The organism is Antrihabitans cavernicola, from assembly GCF_008297975.1.
GTDB lineage: Bacteria > Actinomycetota > Actinomycetes > Mycobacteriales > Mycobacteriaceae > Antrihabitans > Antrihabitans cavernicola.
On record NZ_VLNY01000008.1, the window covers coordinates 25,575 to 51,416 of the forward strand.

The 25,842-nt window shown below is 63.7% G+C and carries 25 protein-coding genes and 1 pseudogene; 24 read left to right on the forward strand and 2 right to left on the reverse strand.

From position 1 onward, the window contains the following. The first annotated feature begins 14 nt into the window (after nt 1-14). The 6 genes and pseudogenes from FOY51_RS17170 to FOY51_RS17190 all read left to right on the forward strand — a co-directional run bounded on the left by FOY51_RS17170 (nt 15) and on the right by FOY51_RS17190 (nt 5,631). A complete protein-coding gene (locus FOY51_RS17170) occupies nt 15-770 on the forward strand; it encodes a maleylpyruvate isomerase family mycothiol-dependent enzyme (RefSeq protein WP_149431490.1) in 756 nt (251 codons plus the stop codon). Nucleotides 771-893: 123 nt separating this feature from the next. Then, nucleotides 894-2,308, forward strand: a pseudogene (locus FOY51_RS17175) (sugar porter family MFS transporter). Between the two features lie 32 nt (nt 2,309-2,340). Next, nucleotides 2,341-2,808 carry an SRPBCC family protein gene (locus tag FOY51_RS17180; protein WP_149431491.1) on the forward strand — a complete coding sequence of 156 codons (468 nt, stop codon included), beginning with the start codon at nt 2,341-2,343 and terminating at the stop codon, nt 2,806-2,808. A gap of 15 nt (nt 2,809-2,823) precedes the next feature. After that, nucleotides 2,824-3,798 carry a DNA polymerase domain-containing protein gene (locus FOY51_RS17185; protein WP_149431492.1) on the forward strand — a complete coding sequence of 325 codons (975 nt, stop codon included), beginning with the start codon at nt 2,824-2,826 and terminating at the stop codon, nt 3,796-3,798. An 85-nt stretch (nt 3,799-3,883) separates the two neighbouring features. Further along, nucleotides 3,884-4,060: a hypothetical protein gene (locus tag FOY51_RS27265; RefSeq protein WP_187776366.1), complete on the forward strand. Its 177-nt coding sequence runs from the start codon at nt 3,884-3,886 to the stop codon at nt 4,058-4,060. A gap of 65 nt (nt 4,061-4,125) precedes the next feature. Then, on the forward strand, nt 4,126-5,631 hold the full coding sequence (locus tag FOY51_RS17190; protein ID WP_235916433.1) for an adenylate/guanylate cyclase domain-containing protein: 1,506 nt from the start codon (nt 4,126-4,128) through the stop codon (nt 5,629-5,631). Here the strand turns inward: FOY51_RS17190 and FOY51_RS17195 are convergent. Next, a complete protein-coding gene (locus FOY51_RS17195) occupies nt 5,618-6,070 on the reverse strand; it encodes an SRPBCC family protein (RefSeq protein ID WP_149431493.1) in 453 nt (150 codons plus the stop codon). The genes FOY51_RS17190 and FOY51_RS17195 overlap by 14 nt on opposite strands. Nucleotides 6,071-6,197: 127 nt before the next feature. Here FOY51_RS17195 and FOY51_RS17200 point away from each other — a divergent pair, with 127 nt between their 5' ends. The 18 genes from FOY51_RS17200 (at nt 6,198) to nuoN (ending at nt 25,023) form a co-directional block, all read left to right on the forward strand. Beyond that, the gene (locus FOY51_RS17200) at nt 6,198-8,306 is read left to right on the forward strand and encodes a putative bifunctional diguanylate cyclase/phosphodiesterase (protein WP_149431494.1); all 2,109 of its coding nucleotides are present in this window, start codon (nt 6,198-6,200) and stop codon (nt 8,304-8,306) included. Next, nucleotides 8,288-8,602, forward strand: a complete 315-nt coding sequence (locus tag FOY51_RS17205) for a mycothiol transferase (protein ID WP_149431495.1) — start codon at nt 8,288-8,290, stop codon at nt 8,600-8,602. Before FOY51_RS17200 ends, FOY51_RS17205 begins: the two co-directional genes overlap by 19 nt. A 48-nt stretch (nt 8,603-8,650) precedes the next feature. Beyond that, nucleotides 8,651-8,827 carry a transcription termination/antitermination protein NusG gene (locus FOY51_RS27270; RefSeq protein ID WP_187776367.1) on the forward strand — a complete coding sequence of 59 codons (177 nt, stop codon included), beginning with the start codon at nt 8,651-8,653 and terminating at the stop codon, nt 8,825-8,827. A gap of 78 nt (nt 8,828-8,905) precedes the next feature. Continuing rightward, the gene (locus FOY51_RS17210) at nt 8,906-9,325 is read left to right on the forward strand and encodes an Rv3143 family two-component system response regulator (protein ID WP_149431496.1); all 420 of its coding nucleotides are present in this window, start codon (nt 8,906-8,908) and stop codon (nt 9,323-9,325) included. Between the two features lie 248 nt (nt 9,326-9,573). Then, entirely contained in the window at nt 9,574-9,933 is a 360-nt protein-coding gene (locus FOY51_RS17215; RefSeq protein ID WP_149431497.1) for an NADH-quinone oxidoreductase subunit A, read from the forward strand. 21 nt (nt 9,934-9,954) lie between these two features. Next, nucleotides 9,955-10,509: a NuoB/complex I 20 kDa subunit family protein gene (locus FOY51_RS17220; RefSeq protein WP_149431498.1), complete on the forward strand. Its 555-nt coding sequence runs from the start codon at nt 9,955-9,957 to the stop codon at nt 10,507-10,509. Further along, entirely contained in the window at nt 10,470-11,168 is a 699-nt protein-coding gene (locus tag FOY51_RS17225; RefSeq protein WP_371830461.1) for an NADH-quinone oxidoreductase subunit C, read from the forward strand. Before FOY51_RS17220 ends, FOY51_RS17225 begins: the two co-directional genes overlap by 40 nt. Continuing rightward, complete coding sequence (nuoD, locus tag FOY51_RS17230; RefSeq protein WP_149431499.1) at nt 11,168-12,475, forward strand: NADH dehydrogenase (quinone) subunit D; 1,308 nt, start codon at nt 11,168-11,170, stop codon at nt 12,473-12,475. The genes FOY51_RS17225 and nuoD overlap by 1 nt, the downstream gene beginning before the upstream one ends. Next, on the forward strand, nt 12,472-13,368 hold the full coding sequence (gene nuoE, locus FOY51_RS17235; protein ID WP_149431500.1) for an NADH-quinone oxidoreductase subunit NuoE: 897 nt from the start codon (nt 12,472-12,474) through the stop codon (nt 13,366-13,368). Before nuoD ends, nuoE begins: the two co-directional genes overlap by 4 nt. Before the next feature lies 1 nt (nt 13,369). Further along, the gene (gene nuoF / locus FOY51_RS17240) at nt 13,370-14,683 is read left to right on the forward strand and encodes an NADH-quinone oxidoreductase subunit NuoF (RefSeq protein WP_149431501.1); all 1,314 of its coding nucleotides are present in this window, start codon (nt 13,370-13,372) and stop codon (nt 14,681-14,683) included. After that, nucleotides 14,683-17,082, forward strand: coding sequence for an NADH-quinone oxidoreductase subunit G (locus tag FOY51_RS17245; RefSeq protein WP_149431502.1), 2,400 nt, complete (start codon nt 14,683-14,685; stop codon nt 17,080-17,082). The genes nuoF and FOY51_RS17245 overlap by 1 nt, the downstream gene beginning before the upstream one ends. Continuing rightward, entirely contained in the window at nt 17,079-18,386 is a 1,308-nt protein-coding gene (nuoH, locus tag FOY51_RS17250; protein WP_149431503.1) for an NADH-quinone oxidoreductase subunit NuoH, read from the forward strand. Before FOY51_RS17245 ends, nuoH begins: the two co-directional genes overlap by 4 nt. Next, a complete protein-coding gene (gene nuoI / locus FOY51_RS17255) occupies nt 18,379-18,909 on the forward strand; it encodes an NADH-quinone oxidoreductase subunit NuoI (RefSeq protein WP_149431504.1) in 531 nt (176 codons plus the stop codon). Before nuoH ends, nuoI begins: the two co-directional genes overlap by 8 nt. Next, nucleotides 18,906-19,670, forward strand: coding sequence for an NADH-quinone oxidoreductase subunit J (locus tag FOY51_RS17260; RefSeq protein WP_149431505.1), 765 nt, complete (start codon nt 18,906-18,908; stop codon nt 19,668-19,670). The genes nuoI and FOY51_RS17260 overlap by 4 nt, the downstream gene beginning before the upstream one ends. Then, nucleotides 19,667-19,966, forward strand: coding sequence for an NADH-quinone oxidoreductase subunit NuoK (gene nuoK / locus FOY51_RS17265; RefSeq protein WP_149431506.1), 300 nt, complete (start codon nt 19,667-19,669; stop codon nt 19,964-19,966). The genes FOY51_RS17260 and nuoK overlap by 4 nt, the downstream gene beginning before the upstream one ends. A 13-nt stretch (nt 19,967-19,979) precedes the next feature. Then, nucleotides 19,980-21,896 carry an NADH-quinone oxidoreductase subunit L gene (nuoL, locus tag FOY51_RS17270; protein WP_149431507.1) on the forward strand — a complete coding sequence of 639 codons (1,917 nt, stop codon included), beginning with the start codon at nt 19,980-19,982 and terminating at the stop codon, nt 21,894-21,896. Then, nucleotides 21,893-23,449 (forward strand): NADH-quinone oxidoreductase subunit M, encoded by a 1,557-nt coding sequence (locus tag FOY51_RS17275; RefSeq protein WP_149431508.1) that lies wholly within the window; start codon nt 21,893-21,895, stop codon nt 23,447-23,449. Before nuoL ends, FOY51_RS17275 begins: the two co-directional genes overlap by 4 nt. Next, on the forward strand, nt 23,446-25,023 hold the full coding sequence (gene nuoN / locus FOY51_RS17280) for an NADH-quinone oxidoreductase subunit NuoN (RefSeq protein ID WP_149431509.1): 1,578 nt from the start codon (nt 23,446-23,448) through the stop codon (nt 25,021-25,023). The genes FOY51_RS17275 and nuoN overlap by 4 nt, the downstream gene beginning before the upstream one ends. On the opposite strand, the gene FOY51_RS17285 is transcribed toward nuoN, so the two are convergent. Next, the gene (locus FOY51_RS17285) at nt 25,024-25,764 is read right to left on the reverse strand and encodes a glycoside hydrolase family 25 protein (RefSeq protein WP_235916435.1); all 741 of its coding nucleotides are present in this window, start codon (nt 25,762-25,764) and stop codon (nt 25,024-25,026) included. Nucleotides 25,765-25,842 lie beyond the last annotated feature (78 nt).

Consider the following 25,842-nt stretch of genomic DNA (forward strand, 5'->3'; position numbering starts at 1 on the left):
CTACCGTCGAGGTCATGAGTCAATTAGGTCCCGATGCGGTCCGCAGCGCCCTGATCTCCGAGAACGACCTGCTCGCAGACCTGGCGCAGACCAGCGATCCGGAGACGCCGATTCCGACGTGCCCGGGATGGACGTTGGCGAACCTCACCACCCACGTCGGGCGCGGACATCGTTGGGCCGCAGCGATGGTCGCCGATCACGCCACCGACTACCTCGATACCAAGGCCGTTCCGGACGGAAGGCCGCCGCGTGATGCGGAGGGCGCCGACCGGTGGTTGCGTGACAGTGCGCAGCTGGTGCTGGACAACGTCGACGGGACCGGTGCCGGTGTCCCGATCTGGACGTTTACCGGTCCGAGGCCCGCGCAGTGGTGGATCAGGCGTCGACTGCACGAGGCCACGGTGCACCGGGCCGATGTACTGCTCGCGCTCGGTCATGAGGTGACGATGGACCACGACATCGCCGCCGACGGGTTGTCGGAATGGCTCACGCTGTGGCAGACACCGGGTCGCGGCCGTTCCGATGCGCTGCTGGCCGAAGGCCACACCGTGCACCTTCACGGAACGGACGGCGGCGAGTGGTCGATTCGGCCGGCAGGCGCGATGATCGACTGGGACGACAACAATTCCGATGCTGCCGTCGAAGTCAGCGGTACCGCACTGGATCTGCTGCTGATGATGACGCGGCGAATCGGCACCGACGATCCGCGGCTGACGACGTCGGGTGACCACGCCGTCCTATCGGATCTGCTCGCGAAAACACCGTTCTGAGCCCTCGAAATATCGTTACCTGAGCGTAAGAGGTGTGCGCCGAGAAAGTTCGGGTATCCGGTCTAGGGTCGAAAGTGGACTCATCCGTTCCGGTACATCGCGACGAGCAGGCGAGGTGGCGCAATGACGCAATCAGCACGCGTCCAACAGGTCTCGAAGTTTCACGCGAGCAAGGTCGTCGCGGTATCGGTGGCCGCCGCGGTGGGAGGCTTCCTTTTCGGCTTCGACAGTTCGGTGATCAACGGCGCCGTCGATTCCATCCAGGGGAAGTTCGCGCTGGGTGACTTCTTCACGGGCTTCGCCGTCGCCATTGCATTGCTGGGGTGTGCCGTCGGCGCCTGGTTCGCAGGCAATCTCGCCGACCGGTGGGGCCGCAAGAAGGTGATGGTGCTCGGCGCCGTCCTGTTCCTGGTCTCCGCGATCGGTGCGTCGCTCGCGGTCACCGTCTACGACCTGATGGTGTGGCGCGTCGTCGGCGGTCTCGGTATCGGCATCGCCTCGGTGATCGCGCCCGCCTACATCGCCGAGATCGCACCCGCGCGGTTTCGCGGCGCCCTCGCGTCGTTGCAACAGTTGGCCATCACAACCGGCATTTTCGCCGCCCTCTCTCCGACGCACTGCTGCAGGGCGCGGCGGGCGATGCGGCGAACACCCTGTGGTGGGGCATGGAGGCATGGCGCTGGATGTTCCTGGTCGGCGTGGTGCCTGCGCTGGTCTACGGCATTCTGGCTTTGCTGATCCCCGAATCGCCGCGTTTTCTGGTCGGCAAGCATCTGGACGAGGAAGCCGCGCAAATCCTCCGCGAAGTGACGGGCGAACTGCATCCTGACGAGCGAGTACACGAGATTCGTTTGACGTTGCGCAAGGAAGCTCGGTCGTCGTTCGCCGATATTCGCGGTCCACGCTTCGGCCTGCATCCGTTGGTGTGGGTCGGCATCATCATGGCCGTACTGCAGCAATTCGTCGGAATCAACGCGATCTTCTACTACTCGACGACGCTGTGGAAGTCGGTCGGGTTCTCCGCCAGCGAGTCGTTTCGGACGTCGGTCATCACCGCCGCGATCAACGTGATCATGACGTTCGTCGCGATCCTCTTCGTCGACAGAATCGGCCGTCGCAAGCTGCTGCTGGCGGGTTCGGTCGGTATGTTCGTCGGACTGGTGCTGGCGGCGGTGTCGTTCTCGCAAGCCACCGGGACTGGGGACGACGTCGCGCTGCCCTCACCCTGGGGTGCTGTTGCGTTGATCGGTGCCAATCTCTTCGTGATCTTCTTCGCTGCGACGTGGGGTCCGATCCTCTGGGTGATGCTGGGCGAAATGTTCCCGAACCGCATGCGCGCGGTGGCTCTGGGAATCGGTACAGCCGCCAACTGGATAGCCAATTTCATTGTCAGCCTGTGGTTCCCGTCGCTGTCTCGCAGCCTGGGCCTCGCGACGGTGTACGGAGCGTTCGCGGTGTTCGCGGCGCTGTCGTTCTGGTTCGTGATGACCAAGATCCCGGAGACCAGCCGTCGCGAACTCGAAGACATGGACAGCTGAGCTCACCGGCAGCGCCGCGTACATTTGCACCTATGGCCAACGCAGCAGTGAGCACAGTGGAAACCGGCAAACGCAAGGTGACTCGACGGGTGACGGTGAATGCGCCTGCAGCACAGGTCTTCGACCTGGTGGCGGACCCGCATCGGCACCCGGAGCTCGACGGCTCCGGCACCGTTCGCGACACACCGGTCACCGGCCCCGACCGGCTCAGCAACGGTGCCAAGTTCAGTGTCGGGATGAAGCAGTACGGCGTCCCGTACAAGATCACGTCGAAGGTGACGGCATTCCAGGACGACAAATTGGTCGAGTGGCAGCACCCGGCTGGGCACCGGTGGCGTTGGGAATTTGCCGAGGTCACTCCCGGAACCACGCAGGTCACCGAGACCTTCGACTACTCCACCACGCCGGCTGCCAAGGTGTTCGAGCTCTTGGGATTTCCAAAGGCCAACGGTGCAGGCATCACCAAGACACTCGAAGCCCTCTCTGCCCGCTTCGACTGAAACTACGCTCGAACCGTGGCGACCAAGAGTGACGAGACACGGCAGGGCGTTCCGCTGACCAATCTCGACCAACCGCTCTTCGACGACGCGGACGCCACCAAGCGCGATCTCGTCGACTACCTCGAGGCGGTGGCGGACCGCATGGTTCCGCAGCTGCAGGATCGGCCGTTGTCGGTGATGCGTGTGCGGCCGGGGCAGCCGCCCTTCATGCAGAAGAACGTTCCCAAGTACACGCCCGAGTGGGTGCCGACCACCAAGGTGTGGGCCGACGCGTCGAAGCGGGAGATCACCTACGCGCTCTGCAACGACGCGAAAACCCTGCTGTGGTTCGGCAACCAGCGTGCGGTCGAGTATCACGTGACGCTGATGCGCGCGGACCGCTGGGATCGCGTCACACATCTGGTGCTCGATCTCGATCCGCCGTCGGGCACAGGCGAATTCGGGCTTGCCGTGCAGGCCGCGCACCTGGTCCGGCAAGCGCTCTCCGATACGGGTCTGACGGGCGCGGTGAAGACCAGCGGAGCCAAAGGTGTGCACGTGTACGTGCCGATCGACGACGCCGTGACGATCGAGGATGCGGCAGCGGCGACCCGGGCGATCGCCGCACGCGCCGAGAAGATCGATCCCCGGCTTGCCACAACCGCTTTCGTGGTCGACGAGCGCGCTGGCAAGGTGTTCATCGACTCCACGCGAGCAGGCGGTGCGACGGTGGCGTCGGTCTACAGCCCCAGGCTGCGCCCAGGGGTCCCGGTGTCCTATCCGATCGGCTGGGCCGATCTGGATCGGGTTGTGCCGTCCGACTTCACCATCCGCTCTGCCGTCGCGGCGCTCGACGGCAAGGACCATTGGGTCGATCAGTTGCCCGCGCCGCAGCGACTGCCCGACGACCTGCTCGCCGAAGGTCGGGAAATTCCCGTCGCGCGAGTGCAGGCGATGCACGAGGGAAAGCGGCGCAAGGCGGCAGCGAAGCGCGCCGCGGCGACCGACTAGGGCGCGCTGGTCGGCCGTTCGATTCAGGGCCAGTACCCATCGACTGGCTCTTTCCGCCGGTCCATATTCGGCGCAATATAGATGTATGGATACATTCCGCCATCGGACGCTGACGACAGCGACAGCTGCTCTTCCGCTCGTGATTGCGGTGTCCTTGGACTGGAACGTTGTGCTGTGCGTTGTGATGGTCATCGCAACACTGTGGGCGGGTCTTCCGCTGTTAGGCCTGAACAACCGCATCGGACCGCGCGATCTCATCTGAGTAAAGGTGCTCCGAAACCCGTCGACTGGCATTCGCAACGCCAGTCCACGGGGATAATCGACAGCATGCCGCCGCCCGCTGATTGGAAGAAGAGAGCCTTCTTCATGCGGGCTCGCTATTCGGCTGCGCTGATTACCGCGTACGGAATCGGTGCCGCGGAGCTGGTCGTGATCGTGGTCCTGCTCGGCCGAAGCGATGCACCCGACGCGCACAGTCTCGTCACGGTCCGCAACGCGCTGGCGATGATTCTCATGTTGCTCGCCGGGCTGGCTATCGCAGCGGTGTTCACCACCAAGTTCGTGATGCCGTCGCTGCGATGGTTCTGCAGAGGTGAAGAGCCGACGCCTGCCCAGCGTCACAACGCGTTGGAGATCACCTCGCGGCAGACAAAAGTGCACGTCTCGATGTGGGTGTGCGCAGGCACCGTGTTCTTCTTCGCGAACGTTCACTCGGGCGGGCGCAACCTGGCGCTGATCGTGCTTGCCGTCATTTTCGGCGGCGCAGCGATGCTGTGCATGGGCACGCTCATCACCGACGCGATTCTGCGACCGATGATCATCGCGTCGATGACGGCGAATCCACCGAGCCGTCGATCGCCGGGAGTGATGGAACGTCTGGTCGTCACCTGGGCGCTGTGTACCGCGATCCCGGTATCAGCGGTCATCGCGATCATGGTGGATCGCTATCTGCTGTGGGTGATTCACTCGGACACCCCGATCGGTGGCCCGATCCTGATCCTCGGCGTCACCGCCATCATCGCCGGTGTCTCCGGCACGGTGCTGGTCAGTCGGACAGTCAGCGTTCCGGTGCGCGAGGTGGGCTTGGCGATGGCCGAGGTGGAGCGCGGCCATACCGATGTCAGTGTGAGCGTGCACGATTCGTCCGAGATCGGCCGGTTGCAGATGGGCTTCAATCGAATGGCCGCCGAGGTTGCCGAACGGGAACGGCTGCGCGACCTGTTCGGCAGGCATGTGGGACACGACGTCGCGAGCCGGGCGATCGAGCAGGAAGAAATGCTCGGTGGCGACGTTCGAACAGTTGCCGTCCTGTTCATCGACCTGGCGGGTTCGACGGCCTTCGCGGCGACCCGTCCACCCGACGAGGTCGCAGCGCTGCTCAACGACTTTTTCCGCATCGTCGTCACCGCCGTCGACGAACACCACGGGCTGATCAACAAGTTCGGTGGCGATGCCGCCCTCGCGATCTTCGGGGCGCCGCTCGCGATCGACGACCCCGCGGGCGCGGCCCTTGCCACCGCCCGAGAATTGCGTTCGGCATTGCGGGAGCTGCGTTCGGTCGACTTCGGTATCGGCGTGTCCTACGGCTCTGTCTTCGCAGGCAACATCGGTGCCGAGGAAAGATACGAGTACACGGTGATCGGCGATCCGGTCAACGAGGCCGCCCGGCTCACGGAGCGAGCCAAGGATCGGCCCGCACGTATTCTGGCGGCCGAGCAGGTACTCGTGAACGCGTCGGACAGCGAGGCGAAACAGTGGCGTTCACGAGGGCGAACGGTGCTGCGCGGACGTACCCGTCGCACGATTTATGCGGAGCCGATCAAGACGCCTTGATGACGTAGGCTCCGAGCGCGTCGAGCCACTCGCCGGTGCCCTGCTCGCGCCATTCCGGCTTTTCGTGATCATCGAGAAAGCTGCCGTGCTCTGTCAGCACCAAGGTGGTTCCGGTTCCCGCAGAGCTCAATTCGACGGTGGTCAGAGACACGGTGGACAGGACGTCGTCGGCGGACAGTGTCGCCGAGTACACAATGCGCTCGTTCTCGACGATGTCGTGGATGGTGGCCTCGAAGCTCACCAGTTGGCCGCTGTCGATGTGACCTCGATTGATCTCGCTACCGCCGACGCTAAAGTCGAGGCGGTATTCGAAGCCCGGCCCCGCGAACCACTGCGATTTCGCCGCCGCGTCGGACCACGCAGCGAAGACGCGATCGGGCGGGGCGTCGTATGTCCGCTCGAGAGTGAAGCTGGAATGGGTGACATTGCGGGCGTTCATGCTGCTGTCCTTCCAATTGCTTAAGTAGTTACTTAACTGTAGACGGTCGAGAAAAATAGTCAAGCGATCGTTTAAGTAACGTGCGAAAGGGCTCGGTGTCGCCGTCGAACGCATAGTGTCTGACAACATGAGCAGCGGGATCCACACGGTGGATACCGAGCGTTTCGTCGGTGAATGGGCCACGGCGATCGAGGGCCACCAGGTACCGATACACGGTTCCGAACTCGCGCGATACCTCGATGCCGCGACCACCCGGCTTGCCTCCGAACTGCATGCCGAGGAACCCGATTCCGCCGTGGCGCAAGGCATCGGCGCCGAATTGGTGGCCGATGGGTTCACCTCCCCACGCGTCCTCGGCACCAGCGTGGAGTTGTTCACCTCACGCTTCGACGAACTGAGCGGCTGTCGTGCGCTCGAGTGTCGGCCGATCGAGGAACGGCGCGCGCATCTTGCTCGACTGGTCGGCGCATTGACCGTGGGGTACTGCGCTGCGTTGCGCGATCTGCTGGTCGAGGTCGAGCGCGGAGTGCACCAGGCCCTCGACGCCAGCGAGGTTCGGGCGCAGAAGATATTCGACGAATCCCCCACCGGCATCTCGATCACCACCATCGGCGGGCAGATCGTCGATACCAACGTCGCGTTGCAGAAGATGTTCCAGGGGGTGACCGCGAAGCCGGACGTGCGAGATTTCAGTACGCCCGACGATCCCCCCGGTGTCTGGACGCGGCACGACGAAGTGATCTCGGGTCGACGCAGCCATGCGCGCGGCGAATGGCGCGTCACTCGTGACGACGGCACCGAACTGTGGACCGATGTCACCGTCTCGCTCATCCGCAACGGCGACGTCGACCCGTTGGTGCTGTACCTGGTCAACGACATCACCGACCAGCATCGCTGGCAGCAGGCTCTGCTGCTGCAAGCGAACTTCGATCAGTTGACGGAGTTGCCCAACAGGGCCCAGTTTCTGCGCAAGCTCACTGGATTTCTCGCCCACGCAGGTCGCGCCGACCGTGTGGGGTTGTGCTATTTCGACTTGGACGGCTTCAAAGAGATCAACGACTCGTTCGGGCATCCGGTGGGCGATCGGGTGCTCGTGGAAATTGCCGATCGCGTTCGGGCGGCCATGAAATCGGAGGGGCACTGCGCGGCTCGACTGGGTGGGGACGAGTTCGCGATCCTGGTCGAGAATCCTGCAGATGCGCACGTGGTGTCCGCAATCGCCGAGCGCATCCTGAAGGCGGTCTCTGCTCCGTTCAGGATCGGTGAGCATCGATTGAGATTGTCGAGCAGTATCGGGGTGGTCGAGCGATCGGCGCTGGGAACGACGGCAGACGAACTGCTCACCGACGCGGACACCACCCTCTATTGGGCCAAGGAGCAGGGCAAGGGGTGCTGGGTCCTGTTCGACGCCTCGATGCGCGCCGAGCGCACCCGCAACGCGACGCTTGCGCGCGATCTCCGGGTTGCCATCGTCGACAAGGGTGCACTGGTCCTGCACTACCAGCCCGAATTCGATCTGCGAACGGGTCGAATACTTGGCGTCGAAGCGTTGATCCGCTGGGCGCATCCACAGCTGGGTCTGCTGCAGCCTGGAGAATTCCTGACAGCAAGTGATACCGCGAATCTCGCTCCTGCGCTGGATCGTTGGGTGCTCGCAACCGCGTTTCGGCAGATCGCAGCCTGGCAGGCGGACTTCGATGCGCCCGATCTGGTTGTCCGCGTGAATGTTTCGGCCGCCCATCTGATCACCGTTGATTTCGTCGACACGGTGATCGCTGCGATCGCCGAGGCAGGCGCGCGCCCCGATTCGGTGTGTCTGGAAGTTCCGGAGCACTCGATTCTCGGCGACGACGCGCGTAGTACCGCGAATCTGTACGCATTGCGGGACAACGGTATTCAGGTTGCAATCGACGATTTCGGAACGGGTTACAGCTCGCTGGCCCGACTCAAAGCCCTTCCGGTCAACGCGCTGAAGATCGACCGCGGCTTCGTTCACGATCTCGGAGCGAGCCAGAACGACCTCGCGATCGTGACGTCCATCATCGGACTCGCGAACTCGTTCGATCTGGAGGTGATTGCGGAAGGTGTCGAAACAGCAGTCGCTGCGGCCACACTCACCGATCTGGGATGCCACCGCGCGCAAGGCTTTCTGTTCAGTAAGCCCATTCCCGCCGACCAGATGGGCGAGCTGTTGCGCGCCGAGCGTGCGAAAGACAAGTGTGGCGGTGCGGATTAGGGCTGCTGACGCTGTACCGGCGCGCCTGTAAGCACAGCGACGACACCATCGACGAACTCGCCTTCGACACTCCAGGCACCGTGCCGCACTGGCCCGCGGAGCGGAGGACGACCACGCTCGGCGTGCTCCTGATCCGAATGGTCGACGAGACAGCCCGTCACGCAGGACACGCTGACATCTGCCGTGAGCTGATCGACGGGGAGGGCCAGGCCGACAAAGACGAGATGTGGGACGCCGAGCATTGGCGCGACTACGTCGACCGGATCCAGCCCGCTGCACAGGCGTTCCGGAACTGACCAACTCGTAAACTGAAATCATGACTGCGCCATTCGAAAACTGAAATCATGACTGCGCCATTCGAACTCGGTGACGTCGTGGTCGTGACACGAGGTCCGTTCGTTTCGTTGTGTGGCGTCGTCTGGGAAGTCGATGTCGATCGGTCTCAGGTTCGACTCGACGTGCGCGTGGAGAATCATCAGCGCACCGTGTACGCGGAATTCGACGAAGTCGAGCTGTTGTAACCGCGACAAACGCATTGTGTGCCTGCATCTCTCGAGCGATCGGCCCCGCGCAGATGTGTGAGCGGTAGCATCGGTTTCGTGACCGATGCGTCCACCAGCCCAGCCCGCTCGCCGTTGGCAGTGCTCGTCTACAGCGACGATGCGAGTACCCGCGAGAAGGTCCGTCTTGCCCTGGGAAAGCGGCCGAATCCGGATCTGCCCGGGATCGAATACGTCGAAGTTGCGACGCCCGCAGTGGTGATCGAGCGCATGGATGCGGGCGGGATCGACCTCGCGATCCTCGATGGCGAGGCTGTGCCGGCAGGCGGCATGGGGATCGCGAAACAGCTCAAGGACGAGATCGACAAGTGCCCGCCGATCCTGGTGCTCACCGGTCGACCGGACGACGCCTGGCTCGCCAACTGGTCGCGTGCCGAGGCGGCTGTGCCGCACCCGATAGACCCGATTCGACTCACCGACGCGGTTGTCAGGTTGCTCCGAACCCGCGTCGCTGTTTAGAACGCGCCACGAAACTTTGCAAGGCTCAAAACCCAGCGAAGTTGGGGCTCCGGCCCGGTAGGCTGTGTTGTAGCTCACAAGGGTACGGACCGAAACTTTTTCGGTGCGAGGACGGGCCACAGCCTGGTTACGTCTGCACAGCGTTGTAAAAGCGCAGCGTCATAGATTCCGTTCCAATGCCCAGCGAGCTGCACAAGCACAGGTCCTGAAGATCAGGAGCGCGGCATGGGACAGCACGGACGCAGCCGATGAACGCCTATGTGCCGATCCTTGTTCTCGGCGTGATCGGGTTCGCCTTCGCGTCGGTCTCGGTGGGCATCTCGATGCTCATCGGACCCAAGCGCTACAACCGAGCCAAACTCGACGCATACGAATGCGGAATCGAGCCGACCGCGGTGCCCACAGGCGGCGGCCGCTATCCGGTGAAGTACTACCTCACCGCGATGCTCTTCATCATCTTCGACATCGAGATCGTCTTCCTGTATCCGTGGGCGGTCCACTTCGACTCGCTCGGATTGTTCGGCCTCGGTGCCATGGCCCTGTTCATCTTCAACGTCTCGGTCGCATATGCGTACGAGTGGCGCCGCGGAGGTCTCAGTTGGGACTGAACCGGAAAGCGAGGGAGTGAGATGGGCCTCGAAGAAAAGCTACCCAGTGGCTTTCTGTTGAGCACGGTCGAGGAAGTCGCCGGTTTCGCGCGCAAGGGTTCGCTGATGCCCGCGACGTTCGGACTTGCCTGCTGCGCAATCGAAATGATGGCGACGGCAGGCGGGCGCTTCGACATCGCGCGCTTCGGCATGGAGACGTTCCGGGCATCGCCACGTCAGGCGGATCTGATGATCGTGGCAGGGCGGGTGAGTCAGAAGATGGCGCCGGTTCTGCGTCAGGTCTACGACCAGATGGCCGAGCCCAAGTGGGTGCTCGCGATGGGTGTCTGCGCGTCGTCAGGCGGCATGTTCAACAACTACGCGATCGTGCAGGGCGTCGACCACGTTGTCCCGGTGGACATCTATCTGCCCGGGTGTCCGCCGCGGCCGGAGATGCTGCTGAACGCAATCATCAAGCTGCACGAAAAGATTCAGCAGACCCCGCTGGGTGTCAATCGTGTCGAGGCGGTCAAGGCGGCAGAGGCCGCGGCGCTGGCATCCACTCCCACCTTCGAGCTGAAGGGTCTGCTGCGGTGACGGTGGATCGCAAACCTCAGCAGGGCATGTTCGGTGTTCGCGGGACCGGTGACACGTCCGGTTACGGACGGCTGGTTCGGCCGGTTACGCACCCGGACAGCGCATCCCGCCCGTACGGCGGATACTTCGACGACGTCGCCGACGCGTTGTCCGCGGCCTTGTCCGACACCGGACTAAGCCTCGACGACGCGATCGAACGGGTCGACGTCGCACATGACGAGCTGACCCTGCACGTTCGACGCGAATTCCTCCAACGCGTCGCCCAGCGGTTGCGCGACGAGCAGGATCTGCGCTTCGAGCTGTGCCTCGGCGTGAACGGTGTGCACTATCCGGCCGACACGGATCGGGAACTGCACGCCGTGTACCCGCTGCTGTCGATCACCCACAACCGACGAATTCGACTGGAAGTGTCTGTGCCGGAAAGTGATCCGCACATCCCGACGTTGGTCGCCGTGTATCCGACCAACGACTGGCACGAAAGGGAAACCTACGACTTCTTCGGCATCGTCTTCGACGGGCATCCGTCGTTGACACGCATCGAAATGCCCGACGACTGGGTGGGGCACCCGCAGCGCAAGGACTATCCGCTGGGCGGAATTCCTGTCGAATACAAGGGTGCGCAGATTCCGCCGCCGGATGAGCGGAGGGCTTACAACTGATGAGTACCGACACCGATCGGCCAGAGACTTCGGTCACCGTCGCCGGGCAGGACTGGGACCAGATCCTCGAAGCGGTCCGCGAATCCGGTGACGAGCGAATCGTCGTGAACATGGGTCCGCAACATCCGTCCACGCACGGCGTCCTGCGGCTGATTCTCGAGATCGAAGGCGAAACGGTCACCGAGGCCCGCTGCGGAATCGGCTACCTGCACACCGGGATCGAGAAGAACCTGGAGTACCGCTACTGGACGCAGGGCGTCACGTTCGTCACTCGGATGGACTATCTGTCGCCGTTCTTCAACGAGACCGCGTACTGCCTGGGTGTCGAGAAGCTTCTGGGGATCACCGAGCATGTTCCCGTGCGCGCCAGCGTGATCCGGGTATTACTGATGGAGCTCAACCGCATCTCGTCGCACCTTGTCGCACTGGCAACGGGCGGCATGGAACTCGGCGCGCTGACGGCGATGCTCTTCGGTTTCCGCGAACGTGAGCTGATTCTCGACCTGTTCGAGAACATCACCGGCCTACGGATGAACCACGCGTACATCCGACCGGGTGGGCTCGCGCAAGACCTGCCCGACGACGCCGTGCCCAAGATTCGCGAAGTGCTCGATCTGATGCCGAAGCGGTTGCGGGAGATGGAGAAGCTGCTCACCGACAATCCGATCTGGAAGGGCCGGACCAAGGGTGTCGGTTACCTCGATCTCAGCGGCTGCATGGCGCTGGGCATCACCGGGCCGGTGTTGCGTTCCACCGGGCTCCCCCACGACCTGCGTAAGACACAGCCGTACTGCGGTTACGAGAACTACGAGTTCGACGTCATGACCGACACCGGCGCCGACTGTTACGGCCGCTACCTGATTCGGGTGAACGAGATGAAGGAGTCGTTGAAGATCGTCGAGCAGTGTTTGGACAAGCTGGAACCGGGTCCGATCATGGTGGACGACAAGAAGATTGCCTGGCCTGCCGATCTGTCGATCGGCAAGGACGGTATGGGCAATTCGCCGGAACACATTCGCAAGATCATGGGTACCTCGATGGAGTCCTTGATTCACCACTTCAAGCTCGTCACCGAGGGCTTCCACGTGCCTGCCGGTCAGGTCTACGTGGCCGTCGAATCGCCGCGCGGCGAACTGGGTGTGCACATGGTCAGCGACGGCGGCACCCGCCCCTATCGCGTGCACTTCCGAGACCCCTCCTTCACCAATCTGCAAGCCGTGGCGGTGATGTGCGAGGGCGGCATGGTGGCCGACGTGATCGCGTCCGTTGCGAGTATCGATCCCGTCATGGGCGGGGTGGATCGTTGACCGACAGCGAATCTCTCGAGAAGAGCAGGATATTTCTGGAACTGGGTCCGAGGCCCGAGGAGCATGGTCGGCTGGTGCGTCCCGACGCCCGCGCGTCGTATCCGGAGGATGTGCTGACGCGCCTGCGCGCCGAGGCCGCAAAGATCATTGCGCGATATCCGGATTCGCGGTCTGCGCTGCTGTCACTGCTGCATCTGGTGCAGTCCGAGGATTCCTGCATCACGCCGGCCGGCCTCGACTTCTGTTCCGACCGGCTGGGACTCAGCGGCGCCGAGGTTGCCGCGGTCGCCACGTTCTACTCGATGTACCGCCGGGAGCCGACAGGCGAATACTTCGTCGGGGTCTGCACCAACGCGCTGTGCGCGGTGATGGGTGGCGACGCCATTCTCGCTGCGTTGAAGGATCACCTGGACGTCGACAACGGCGGCACAACGCCGGACGGCAAGGTGACCCTGGAACACATCGAATGCAACGCCGCCTGCGACTACGCGCCCGTGGTGATGGTGAACTGGGAGTTCTACGACAATCAGACGCCGGAATCGGCTCGCACACTGGTGGATTCGCTCCGCACCGGTGACACCCTCGCGCCGACCCGAGGTGCGCCGCTGTGCACGTTTCGGGAAACCGCCAGGGTGCTGGCGGGGTTTCCCGACGAGCGCCCCGGGGCTTCCGCGGCGGCGGGTAGCGGTGGTGAGGCCACGCTCCGTGGCTTGCGGGTCGCGCACGAGCGTGGGATGAGTGCGCCCGCGGTCCCCGCCGCACCGACCGCTCCGGCACAGCCCGATCAGCCGCCCGCCGATTCGACGAAGGATAAGGCTGCTCCCGCCCCGTCGGCCACTGTGCCTCCCGATTCCACTGCCCCACCCAATTCCGCTGCAGGCAAGGGAGACTGACGTGCCATTGACTCCTGTCCTGAGTAGGTATTGGGACGATCCGCAGTCCTGGACCCTCGATACCTATCGCCGCAACGACGGCTACAAGGCGCTCGACAAAGCGTTGGCGATGGCCCCCGACGACGTCATCGCGACGGTGAAAGATGCCGGACTGCGTGGTCGTGGTGGTGCAGGCTTCCCGACCGGCATGAAGTGGTCGTTCATTCCGCAAGGGCCCGAAAAAGACGGCACTGTGAAGCCTCATTATTTGGTCGTCAACGCCGACGAGTCGGAGCCCGGCACGTGCAAGGACATGCCGCTGATGCTGGCGACACCGCACGCGCTGGTGGAGGGCGTGATCATCGCGGCGTACGCAATCCGGTCGAGCATGGCGTTCATCTACGTTCGCGGCGAAGTGGTTCCGGTGCTGCGGCGCTTGCAAGCCGCGGTTGCGGAGGCGTATGAGGCGGGCTACCTGGGGAAGGACATTCTGGGGAAGGGTTTCGACCTGGACCTCGTCGTCCACGCCGGCGCAGGCGCCTATATCTGCGGCGAAGAAACGGCGTTGCTCGATTCCTTGGAAGGCAGGCGCGGTCAACCTCGGTTGCGCCCGCCGTTTCCCGCGGTGGCGGGTCTATACGCCTGCCCGACGGTGGTCAACAACGTGGAGTCGATCGCAAGCGTGCCTGCCGTGATTCTCAACGGCATCGATTGGTTCCGCTCGATGGGCAGTGAGAAATCGCCTGGCTTCACCCTGTATTCGCTCTCGGGCCACGTCACGAACCCCGGGCAATACGAAGCGCCGCTGGGCATCACGCTCCGCGAACTGTTGGAGTACGCGGGTGGTGTTCGCGAAGGACATCGGCTGAAGTTCTGGACACCGGGCGGATCGTCGACGCCGATGTTCACCGATGAACATCTCGACGTCGCACTCGACTACGAGGGCGTCGGTGCTGCGGGTTCGATGCTCGGCACCAAGGCCTTGCAGATTTTCGACGACACCACCTGCGTTGTCCGAGTCGTGCTGCGGTGGACCGAGTTCTATGCGCACGAATCGTGCGGCAAGTGCACGCCCTGTCGTGAGGGAACGTACTGGCTGGTGCAGATCCTGGAGCGGCTCGAGCGCGGCGACGGCACCGAAGACGACATCGGGAAGTTGCTCGACATCGCCGACGGGATCTTCGGCAAGTCGTTCTGCGCACTCGGTGACGGTGCTGCCAGCCCGATCACGTCCTCTATCAAGTACTTCCGCGACGAATACCTCGCGCATTTCGAGCACGGCGGATGCCCGTTCGATCCGCACCGGTCGACGCTGTTCGCGGGAGTGATGGCCTGATGAGCATCGAAGCAGACAAGACAACGGATGCGGCCGCCGTCGAGATGGTGACCATCACCATCGACGACACCGAGATCAGCGTTCCCAAAGGCACTGTCGTGATCAGGGCCGCAGAGCTGATCGGCGTGCAGATCCCGCGTTTCTGCGATCATCCGCTGCTCGACCCGGTCGGTGCCTGCCGCCAGTGTCTGGTCGAGGTCGAGGGGCAACGTAAGCCCTTGGCGTCCTGCACGACGACGGTTACCGAGGGCATGATCGTCAGGACGCAGATGACGTCGCCCGCAGCCGACAAGGCCCAGCACGGGGTGATGGAGCTGCTGCTGATCAACCACCCGCTCGATTGCCCGGTGTGCGACAAGGGTGGCGAATGCCCGCTGCAGAACCAGGCAATGTCGAACGGACGCACCGAATCACGTTTCGAAGGCGTCAAACGTACTTTCCCCAAACCGATTCCGCTGTCGTCGGAGGTGCTGCTCGATCGCGAGCGGTGCGTACTGTGCGCGCGGTGCACCAGGTTTTCGAATCAGGTTGCAGGCGATCCGCTTATCGAGCTGCAGGAACGTGGCGCCCTGCAACAGGTGGGCATTTATGCCAACAAGCCTTTCGAGTCCTATTTCTCCGGCAACACGGTCCAGATCTGTCCGGTCGGTGCGCTGACCGGCGCGGCGTACCGTTTCCGCGCTCGCCCTTTCGATCTGGTGTCGAGTCCCAGCGTGTGCGAGCACTGTGCCAGCGGCTGCGCGCAGCGCACCGATCACCGTCGCGGGAAGGTGTTGCGGCGCTTGGCGGGTGACGACCCGCAGGTCAACGAGGAGTGGAACTGCGACAAAGGACGGTGGGCATTCACCTACGCCACCGAGCGAGATCGGATCACCACGCCGCAGGTGCGTAACGTCGACGGTGTCCTGGAACCGGTGTCGTGGGCGGAGGCGCTGGACGTCGTCGCGCGCGGGCTGAAAGGTGCGCGCGGGAATGCGGGCGTACTGGTCGGTGGCAGGGTTACCGCGGAAGATGCCTACGCCTACTCGAAGTTTGCGCGGGTGGCATTGGGCACCAACGACATCGACTTCCGCGCTCGCGCGCACTCGGCCGAGGAGGCGGAGTTCCTCGCCGCTCGTGTTGCAGGCCGCGGACTCGCCGTCACCTACGACGATCTCGAGAAGGCGTCGTCGGTTCTGCTCGTCGGGTTCGAGCCGGAGGAAGAGTCGCCGATCGTCTACCTGCGTCTGCGTAAGGCTGCGCGAAAGAAGGGGCTGAAGGTCAGGTCCATCGCGCCCTTCGCGAGCGCGGGTCTTGCGAAGATGTCCGGCACCCTGATTCGGGCGGTGCCGGGTGGCGAGCCGGATGCGTTGAAGGCGTTGATGTTCGACGAGCAGCTACAGAAGCCCGGATCGATTGTCCTGGTCGGCGAACGATTGGCTGCGGTGCCCGGCGGGCTGTCTGCCGCTGTCCGACTTGCCGACGCCACCGGTGCGCGACTGGCGTGGATACCGCGCCGTGCAGGTGAGCGCGGCGCAGTCGAGGCCGGGGCGCTGCCGGGGCTGCTGCCCGGTGGTCGTGCGGTCGGCAATGCGACTGCACGCGGGCAGATCGAGACTGTGTGGGGTGCGATTCCGGATGCGGTCGGCCGCGATACCGCGGGCATCCTCGCTGCCGCGAAGATATTGGGCGCGTTGGTGATCGGTGGTGTGGAAGTCGCCGATCTCCCGGATCCGCAAGCGGCTCTCGACGCGATCGATGCGGCACCGTTCGTGGTCAGCCTCGAGCTTCGGCACAGCGACGTCACGGATCGCGCGGACGTGGTGCTTCCCATCGCGCCCGTCGTCGAGAAGGCGGGCACCTTCGTGGACTGGGAGGGCCGTCCCCGCGCCTTCGATGCCGCACTGCACAACTCGAATGCGATGCCGGATCAGCGGGTGCTCAATGCCATCGCCGACGAGATGGGGATCCAACTCGGTCTGCCGGACGCGGCATCGGCGCGTGCCGAAATGGCCGCGCTGGGGGTAGCGCCCAGCGACACCGCTCCTCCGACTGTGGCAGCGGGACAACCGGCGACGCCCGGCGAGGGCGAAGCCGTGCTGACAACGTGGCGAATGCTGTTGGACTCCGGTCGTTTGCAGGATGGCGAGCCGCACCTGGCCGGCACTGCGCATGCACCCGTGGTTCGGCTCTCCCCTGCCACTGCCGAGGGAATCGGTGCGGCCGTGGGTGATGCGGTCACCGTCAGTACCGATGCCGGATCGATCACGCTGCCGCTGGCCATAGACGACCTGCCGGATCGGGTGGTGTGGCTACCGCAGAATTCGCCGGATTCGGCTGTGAACCGGCAATTCGCCGCGCAGGCCGGTTCGATCGTGCGGATCGCGTCGGCCGCGAAGACTGAAGGGGTTCGATCATGACGACCCTCGCCGTCGACTACCCGAACCTCTCGTCGTTCGGCCACGACCCGCTCTGGCTCATCATCGTCAAGTCGCTGGGCGTCTTCGTATTCTTGCTGATGACGCCGCTGGTAGCTGTCTATGCGGAGCGCAAAGTCGTTGCGTGGATGCAGATGCGGGTCGGACCCAACCGCGTCGGTCCGTGGGGTCTGCTGCAGTCCGTTGCCGACGGCATCAAGATGGCGCTCAAGGAAGGGTTGGTACCGAGCGGCGTCGACAAGCCGATCTACCTGCTCGCACCCATCCTGGCCGCGGTGCCCGCGTTCATGGCGTTTGCGGTCATCCCGCTCGGGCCCGAGGTGTCGATCTTCGGCACCCGAACACCGTTGCAGCTCACGGATCTTCCCGTAGGCGTGCTCTACGTTCTCGCTATCACCTCGATCGGTGTCTACGGAATCGTGTTGGCGGGCTGGGCTTCCGGCTCCACCTACCCACTGCTGGGCGGCCTCCGCTCGACCGCGCAGGTGATCTCGTACGAGATCGCGATGGGACTCTCCTTTGCCGCGGTGTTCCTGCTGTCGCGCACCATGTCGACCTCCGGCATCGTCGAAGCGCAGGACCGGGTGTGGTACGTCTTCCTACTGCTGCCGTCGTTCCTGATCTACGTCACCTCGATGGTCGGCGAGACCAACCGCGCACCGTTCGACCTGCCCGAAGCCGAGGGCGAGTTGGTCGGCGGATTTCACACCGAGTACTCGTCGTTGAAGTTCGCGATGTTCATGCTCGCCGAATACGTCAACATGGCAACGGTTTCGGCTCTCGCCACCACGATGTTTCTCGGCGGCTGGCACGCACCGTGGCCGCTGAGTATCTGGGACGGCGCCAACTCCGGCTGGTGGCCGATGCTGTGGTTCACCGTCAAGGTTTGGACCTTCATGTTCGGCTTCGTATGGTTGCGCAGCACGCTGCCGCGCATGCGCTACGACCAGTTCATGAACATGGGCTGGAAGGTGCTCATCCCGATTTCGCTGGTGTGGATCATGGCGGTAGCGACGTTCCGCGCGCTGCGCAACGAGGGCTACGACGGTTGGGCATGGGCACTGCTGATCGTCGGAACCGTGGTCGTCGTCGCCGTACTGGGGTTGGTGTGGCGCAGGTTGCGCACCGAACCCGCGCGCGATCAGCTGCACCCCGCCCCGCCCGAGGGTTCGTTCGATCCGATGGCCGGCGGCTTCCCTGTTCCCCCGATGCCCGGACAGATTATGCCGGCATTCCAGCGCACGCCCGTTTCCGTCGCGACAACCCAGGAGGGCAGCGATGCCTGAATTCCTCGGCCCCATAGCAGGTTTCGGTGTCACGTTCTCGACCATGTTCAAAAAACCGAACACCGAGTTCTACCCCGACGTCAAAGAGCCCACCGCGCCGCGCTACCACGGGCGGCACCAACTGAATCGGCATCCCGACGGGTTGGAGAAATGCATCGGCTGTGAGCTGTGCGCGTGGGCGTGCCCGGCCGATGCGATCTACGTCGAGGGCGCGGACAATACCGAAGACGAAAGATTCTCGCCCGGCGAGCGATACGGTCAGGTGTATCAGATCAACTACCTGCGTTGCATCGGCTGCGGGTTGTGCATCGAAGCTTGTCCCACAAGGGCTCTCACGATGACCAACGACTACGAGTTGGCCGACGACAACCGTGCCGATCTGATCTACGAGAAGGACAAACTGCTCGCGCCGCTGGAGCCGGGCATGGAAGCGCCGCCCCACGCGATGTATCCGGGAACGACGGACGAAAACTATTACCGCGGTGAGGTAACCGGAGCGGCTCCCAAGGAGGAGTCGCAATGACAGTATTTCTGGCTGACGCGCTGACCCGAACCTCCACGGGTGAAGGGGTCCAGTTCTGGGTGCTCGGTGTGGTTGCGGTACTCGGCGCGCTCGGGGTCGTGTGTGCAACCAAGGCCGTGTACTCGGCGTTGTTTCTGGCCGTCACCATGATCGTGCTCGCCGTCTTCTACATGGCGCAGGGTGCGCTGTTTCTCGGCGTCGTGCAGATCGTCGTCTACACCGGCGCGGTGATGATGCTCTTTCTCTTCGTGCTCATGCTGGTCGGTGTCGACTCCGCGGACTCGCTGGTGGAAACGCTACGTGGGCAACGTGTTGCGGCCATCGCTGCCGGGTTGGGTTTCGGAATCCTGCTGATCGGCGGGATCGGCAACGCATCCGTCTCGGGCTTCGTCGGGCTCGACAAGGCGAACGCCGGTGGCAACGTCGAAGGCTTGGCGGAGCTGATCTTCGTCCAGTACCTCTGGGCCTTCGAACTCACCGGCGCGCTGCTGATCACCGCAACCATCGGAGCGATGATCCTTGCCCATCGGGAGCGGTTCGAGCGTCGCAAGGATCAGCGTGAGCTCTCCGAAGAGCGTGTGCGCCGGGGCGATCGGGTGACGCCGCTCCCGAGTCCCGGCGTCTTCGCCCGCCACAACGGCGTGGACATGCGCGCACTGTTGCCCGACGGCTCCTATGCGGAATCGTCGATCAGCCGAGTGCTGCAACCACGCGATACCTCGGGGGAAACCTCGCTGCCGGTCGACGGGAGCGGACGATGAATCCAGACAACTACCTCTATCTCGCCGCGTTGCTGTTCACGATCGGCGCGGCCGGAGTATTGGTGCGCCGCAACGCTGTGGTGGTGTTCATGTGCATCGAGTTGATGCTCAACGCCGCCAACCTTGCGTTCGTGACCTTCTCGCGGATGCACGGCAACCTCGACGGCCAGGTGTTCGCCTTCTTCACGATGGTGGTCGCCGCCGCCGAAGTGGTTGTCGGACTGGCGATCATCATGACGATCTTCCGTGCTCGACGCTCGGCTTCGGTCGACGACGCCAACCTGCTGAAGTACTGATGGGAGTCACTCGTTGAGCACCCTCGTCGGGCTACTGCCCGCCCTCCCGCTGCTGGGTGCGATCGTGCTGCTGCTCGGTGGGCGCAGCACCAACCCGTGGGGTCACCTACTCGGCTGTGCGATGGCGGTGGCCTCGTTCGTCGTCGCGGTCGTCTTGTTCGTCGACATGCTCGGCAAGGACGGCGCCGACCGACTGCTGCACCACACCCTGTTCAGCTGGGTGCCGGTCGCGGGATTGCAGGTGGACTTCGGTCTCCAACTCGACCAGCTGTCAGTGTGTTTCGCGCTGTTGATCACTGGAGTCGGTTCGCTGATCCACATCTACTCCATCGGCTACATGGAGCACGATCCGGAGCGGCGGCGCTTCTTCGCCTACCTCAACCTGTTCCTCGCGGCGATGCTGTTGCTGGTACTCGCGGACAACTTCCTCGGTCTGTACGTCGGTTGGGAGGGTGTCGGGCTCGCATCGTATCTGTTGATCGGCTTCTGGCAGCACAAGCCGTCCGCCGCCACCGCGGCGAAGAAAGCGTTTGTCGTCAACCGCGTCGGTGACATGGGGCTCGCCATCGCGATGATGGTCATGTTCGCAACATTCGGCTCCGTGTCGTTTGCCGACGTCTTCGGCCGAGCGGACGGAGCGAGCCAAGGTGCCTTGACGGCAATCGGTTTCATGCTGTTGCTCGCCGCGTGTGGCAAGTCGGCGCAGGTTCCGCTGCAGTCGTGGCTCGGCGATGCGATGGAAGGCCCCACACCGGTGTCGGCGCTGATTCACGCCGCCACCATGGTGACGGCCGGCGTGTATCTGATCGTCCGATCCAATCCGATCTTCGACCTCGCGCCGAATGCCCAACTCGCCGTGGTGATCGTGGGCGCCGTGACGCTGCTGTTCGGCGCGATCATCGGTTGCGCGAAGGACGACATCAAGAAGGCGCTCGCCGCGTCGACGATGAGCCAGATCGGCTACATGGTGCTCGCTGCGGGCTTGGGCCCCGCCGGCTACACCTTCGCGATCATGCATCTACTCACCCACGGTTTCTTCAAAGCCGGATTGTTCCTGGGGGCGGGCTCGGTGATGCACGGAATGAACGACGAGACGGACATGCGTCGCTACGGCGGGCTGCGCACGGTCATGCCGATCACGTTCGTCACGTTCGGGCTGGGTTACCTTGCGATCATCGGCATTCCGCCGTTCGCAGGCTTCTTCTCCAAAGACAAGATCATCGAGGTGGCTTTCGACGCGGGTGGCGCGAAGGGCGTGATTCTCGGTGTTGCAGCGTTGCTGGGCGCTGGGCTCACCGCGTTCTACATGACGCGGGTAATGCTGATGACGTTCTTCGGGAAGCGGCGTTGGAAGGACGGGGCGAGCGAAGCGACGGGGGGTGTCACAGCCGTACACCCACATGAATCGCCTGGTTCGATGACGCTGCCGATGATCGTGCTGGCGCTTGGCTCACTCGCTGCCGGTGCGTTGTTCACGATCGGCGGATCGTTGCAGCACTGGTTGGAGCCAGTCGTGGGTGCCCATGAGCGGCACCCCGCGATGCCGGTGTGGGTGACGACGCTTATCACGTTGGTGGTGGTTCTCGCCGGTGTTGCGGTGGCCTATCGCCAGTACGCACTCAACGAAATCCCGGAGCAGGCACCACAATCGGTCAGCCCGTTGACGGTCGCGGCACGGAAGGATCTCTACGGCGATGCGATCAACGAGGGGGCGCTGATGCGGCCCGGTCAACTGCTGACGCGGTCGATGGTGCTGGCCGATACCAAGGGCGTCGACGGTATGGTCGGCGGGTTCGCCGCGGTGATCGGCGGTGCGTCGGCCCAGATGCGCAGACTGCAAACAGGTTTCGTCCGCTCCTACGCCTTGGCGATGTTCACCGGCGCAGTGGTCGTGATCGCCGCGATGATGCTGGTTCGGGTGTGGTCATGACCGAGAACCATTTTCCCTGGTTGACCGTTCTGTGGGTCCTACCTCTGGTCGGTGCCGCGGCGGTGCTGTTACTCCCCGCGACCAGTCGTCGAATCGCGAAGCCGATTGCACTGGTCGTCTCCGTTGCGGTCTTGGTGCTCACGGTGGTGCTGGCATTTCGCTTCGATGCGGGCGGCGCGCAGTATCAGTTCGTCGAATCACATTCCTGGATAGCGGCTTTCGGAACCCGCTACACGCTGGGTCTCGACGGCATTGCGCTTGCGCTGGTGCTGCTGACAGCCGTACTGGTGCCGTTGCTGCTGCTGGCAGGGTGGAACGACGCCGAAAAGAAGGCAGACGTGAGCGGGCGCGGGGCGCCGACGTACGTGGCGCTGATCTTGCTGGTCGAGTCGATGGTGATCGTCTCGTTCACCGCTCTCGACGTGCTGCTGTTCTACATCTTCTTCGAAGCCATGCTGATCCCGATGTACTTCCTGATCGGCGGTTTCGGCGGACCGGGCAAATCGGCGGCAGCAGTGAAGTTCCTGCTGTACAACCTGTTCGGCGGTCTGATCATGCTGGCCGCCGTCATCGGGCTCTACGTGATGACCACCCGCAACGGCCCGGGGACGTTCGATTTCCAGACCATCGTTGCCTCGGCGGCATCGGGGGAACTCGGCGATCCCGGTGTGCTGAAAGCTTTGTTCCTCGGTTTCATGTTCGCATTCGCGGTAAAGGCGCCGCTGTGGCCGTTCCACACCTGGCTGCCGGGTGCGGCTGTGGAGTCGACGCCGGCGACGGCGGTGCTGATGATGGCGGTCGTCGACAAGGTCGGCACCTTCGCGATGCTGCGCTACTGCCTGCAGCTGTTTCCCGACGCGTCGAAATACTTTGCGCCACTGATCATCACGCTTGCCGTTGTCGGAATCGTGTACGGCGCCATCTTGGCGATCGGGCAGACGGATGTCATGCGGCTGATCGCGTACACCTCCATTTCGCACTTCGGCTTCATCATCTTGGGCATCTTCGCGATGACCAGCCAGGGTCAGGCCGGATCGACGTTGTACATGGTGAACCACGGCATTTCGACAGCTGCCCTGTTCCTGATCGCCGGCTTCCTCGTCTCCCGCCGCGGCACCAGAGTGATCGCCGACTTCGGCGGCGTTCAGAAGGTGGCTCCCATCTTGGCGGGCACGTTCCTCGTGGCGGGACTGGCAACGATGTCGCTGCCGGGTCTCGCGCCGTTCGTCAGTGAATTCCTGGTTCTGATCGGCACATACACGCGCTACCACGTTGCGGCGGTCATCGCGACGACCGCGCTGGTGCTGTCTGCCCTCTACATACTGTGGATGTACCAACGGATCATGACGGGCCCGGTCAAGAAGGGCAACGAGCACGTCCGCGACCTGATACCGCGCGAGCTGGCGGTGGTCGCACCGTTGATTGCGGCGTTGATCTTCCTCGGCGTGTATCCGAAGCCGATCCTCGACTTCGTCACGCCGGCTGTCGATCACACGCTCTCCACTATTCACCGGCAAGATCCGGCGCCGACCGACGCACATGGAGAGAAATGAGCACCGCTACCGTCCTTGCGCTCGCATCACCGGCGCCGAGCATCGAGTGGGGCATGTTGTCGCCGATGCTCATCGTGTTCGGCGTCGGCGTGATCGGCGTGCTGGTCGAAGCGTTCCTGCCGCGAGACAGTCGCTACCTATGTCACCTGGTACTCGGGATCGGCGGGCTGGCAGCGGCTTTCGTGGCAGTCGTGCTGTTGCACGGAAGTCGAGGGTTCGCGGTGTCGGGTGCGGTCGCGATCGACGGGCCGACGCTGTTTCTGCAGGGCACGATTCTGCTGGTCGGGATCCTGACGATCATGATCGTGGCCGAGCGTCGAGTCGAGATCACCCGCGGTGAACGCAACGGCATCGACGCCTTCACACCACAGGCGTCGGCGGTGCCGGGTAGCGTCGCGGAACTCGAGGCCACCAAGGCCGGCGCAGTCCAGACCGAAGTCTTCCCGCTCACCATTCTCGCCATCGGCGGCATGCTGATCTTTCCCGCCGCCAACGACCTGCTCACCATGTTCGTTGCCCTCGAAGTCTTTTCGCTCCCGCTGTACCTGCTGTGCGCACTCGCCCGTCGTAATCGGTTGCTCTCCCAGGAGTCGGCGGTCAAATACTTTCTGCTGGGCGCTTTCTCGTCCGCGTTCTTCCTCTTCGGTATCGCGATGCTCTACGGGTATGCGGGAACGGTGCAGTTGTCCGGCATCGGCGACGCGATCAGAAAAGGCAACGACGCAGGCGATCCGCTGTTGCTGATCGGCATCGCGCTGGTCGCCGTCGGATTGTTGTTCAAGGTGGGTGCGGTGCCGTTCCATTCCTGGATCCCCGACGTGTACCAGGGCGCGCCGACACCGATCACCGCGTTCATGGCGTCCGCGACCAAGATCGCTGCGTTCGGGGCGATGCTGCGAATCTTCTACGTCGCACTGCCCGACGCCCGCGCGGATTGGCGGCCGATCCTGTGGGGCGTAGCGATTTTGACGATGCTGGTCGGGGCGATCCTGGCCGTCACCCAGACCGATGTCAAACGGATGCTGGCGTATTCGTCTGTCGCACATGCGGGTTTCATCCTCACCGGCGTGATCGCGCTCAACGACTCCGGGCTGAAGGCCACACTCTTCTATCTGCTGGCGTATGGCTTCAGCACGCTCGGCGCATTCGCCGTCGTCAGCCTGGTCCGCGACAAGACCGGTGAGGCCACCGCGATGTCGCGATGGGCCGGTGTCGGACGGCGTTCTCCCGCAACGGGTGCGGTATTCTCGCTGTTTCTGCTCGCCTTCGCGGGAATCCCGCTGACCAGTGGCTTCGTCAGCAAGTTCGCGGTGTTTCAGGCGGCGGCAGAGGGCGGCGCATCGCCACTGGTGATCGTGGGCGTCATCAGCAGTGCGATCGCAGCGTTCTTCTACGTGCGAGTGATCGTGCTGATGTTCTTCTCGGAGCCGACCGCCGATGCTCCGACCGTCGTCACACCGAGCCTGCTCACGTCCATCGCGATCGCGTTCTGTGCGGGCGCAACGCTGGCGCTGGGAGTCCTGCCGCAGTCGGTGCTCGATCTAGCGTCGCACGCCGGGCAGTTCCTGCACTGACTAACTGCTACCGAAGAACGGGGTGTTCGCCCAACGCGAGAGCGGGCCCATCTCGCCGTTGTAGACGTTGGCGTCGCTCGGCGCCGAGATTCCCGGAATGGTCGCGTGATCGGTGGTCTGCCAAAACACCCAGTTGGTCCAGCCGCCGATCAACTCGGGGGCGGGGCCACCGTTCCAGTCGGCAACCCACAGCGGGTAGTTGCTGAACTCGTTGGTGTTGTTGACAGCGGCCTTCCAGAAACCGGGGCAGGTGTAGACGATCGGCTGGCGACCGGTGAGCACCTGGACGGTGTTGAGCCAACGGTGCATCCAATCGATCAGCACGTTCGCGGGCTGGCCGTTGTTGCGCTCGACGTCGAGGATCGGCGGCAGCGAGCCGAGCACGTTCTCCGTGAACACGTTCTGCACGTAGAAGATGGCCTGCTGCTCCGGCGAGGCGCCGAAGTCGGGGAAGTGGTACGCCCCGCGCAGCACACCGGCCGCGCGCATCTTGGCGGTGTCCTCGTGGAAGTGCGGGTTCAGGTAGTCGGTGCCTTCGGTGGCCTTGACCAGCGCGAAGTCGTGGCCGGCGTTCTTCACGGCCTGCCAGTCGATGGGGCCGCCTCCGGGGTGTTGCCACGCGGAGAGATCGGGCCCGCTGGGGCGATCTGCTGCGGCAACCCCGGGCACGGAGACCACCAGGGCTGCGGTAATCGCCAGCGGAAACAGTGTCAGCAACTTGCGGCTGTTGGGGAGGCGCACCGAAGGACGGTAGCTCGAGCAGGGATTATGCGGCAAGTTCTGGGCAATATGATCCGTTGCGATTACTCCCGGAAAGCG

What these genes read in the sequence shown, in the direction of transcription:
- FOY51_RS17170 (WP_149431490.1), top strand. Translation starts at nt 15, where the DNA reads ATGAGTCAATTAGGTCCCGATGCGGTCCGCAGCGCCCTGATCTCCGAG.
- FOY51_RS17180 (WP_149431491.1), top strand. Translation starts at nt 2,341, where the DNA reads ATGGCCAACGCAGCAGTGAGCACAGTGGAAACCGGCAAACGCAAGGTG.
- FOY51_RS27265 (WP_187776366.1), top strand. Translation starts at nt 3,884, where the DNA reads ATGGATACATTCCGCCATCGGACGCTGACGACAGCGACAGCTGCTCTT.
- FOY51_RS17190 (WP_235916433.1), top strand. Translation starts at nt 4,126, where the DNA reads ATGCCGCCGCCCGCTGATTGGAAGAAGAGAGCCTTCTTCATGCGGGCT.
- FOY51_RS17195 (WP_149431493.1), bottom strand. Translation starts at nt 6,070, where the DNA reads ATGAACGCCCGCAATGTCACCCATTCCAGCTTCACTCTCGAGCGGACA.
- FOY51_RS17200 (WP_149431494.1), top strand. Translation starts at nt 6,198, where the DNA reads ATGAGCAGCGGGATCCACACGGTGGATACCGAGCGTTTCGTCGGTGAA.
- FOY51_RS27270 (WP_187776367.1), top strand. Translation starts at nt 8,651, where the DNA reads ATGACTGCGCCATTCGAACTCGGTGACGTCGTGGTCGTGACACGAGGT.
- FOY51_RS17215 (WP_149431497.1), top strand. Translation starts at nt 9,574, where the DNA reads ATGAACGCCTATGTGCCGATCCTTGTTCTCGGCGTGATCGGGTTCGCC.
- FOY51_RS17220 (WP_149431498.1), top strand. Translation starts at nt 9,955, where the DNA reads ATGGGCCTCGAAGAAAAGCTACCCAGTGGCTTTCTGTTGAGCACGGTC.
- nuoD (WP_149431499.1), top strand. Translation starts at nt 11,168, where the DNA reads ATGAGTACCGACACCGATCGGCCAGAGACTTCGGTCACCGTCGCCGGG.
- FOY51_RS17245 (WP_149431502.1), top strand. Translation starts at nt 14,683, where the DNA reads ATGAGCATCGAAGCAGACAAGACAACGGATGCGGCCGCCGTCGAGATG.
- nuoH (WP_149431503.1), top strand. Translation starts at nt 17,079, where the DNA reads ATGACGACCCTCGCCGTCGACTACCCGAACCTCTCGTCGTTCGGCCAC.
- nuoI (WP_149431504.1), top strand. Translation starts at nt 18,379, where the DNA reads ATGCCTGAATTCCTCGGCCCCATAGCAGGTTTCGGTGTCACGTTCTCG.
- FOY51_RS17260 (WP_149431505.1), top strand. Translation starts at nt 18,906, where the DNA reads ATGACAGTATTTCTGGCTGACGCGCTGACCCGAACCTCCACGGGTGAA.
- nuoK (WP_149431506.1), top strand. Translation starts at nt 19,667, where the DNA reads ATGAATCCAGACAACTACCTCTATCTCGCCGCGTTGCTGTTCACGATC.
- FOY51_RS17275 (WP_149431508.1), top strand. Translation starts at nt 21,893, where the DNA reads ATGACCGAGAACCATTTTCCCTGGTTGACCGTTCTGTGGGTCCTACCT.
- nuoN (WP_149431509.1), top strand. Translation starts at nt 23,446, where the DNA reads ATGAGCACCGCTACCGTCCTTGCGCTCGCATCACCGGCGCCGAGCATC.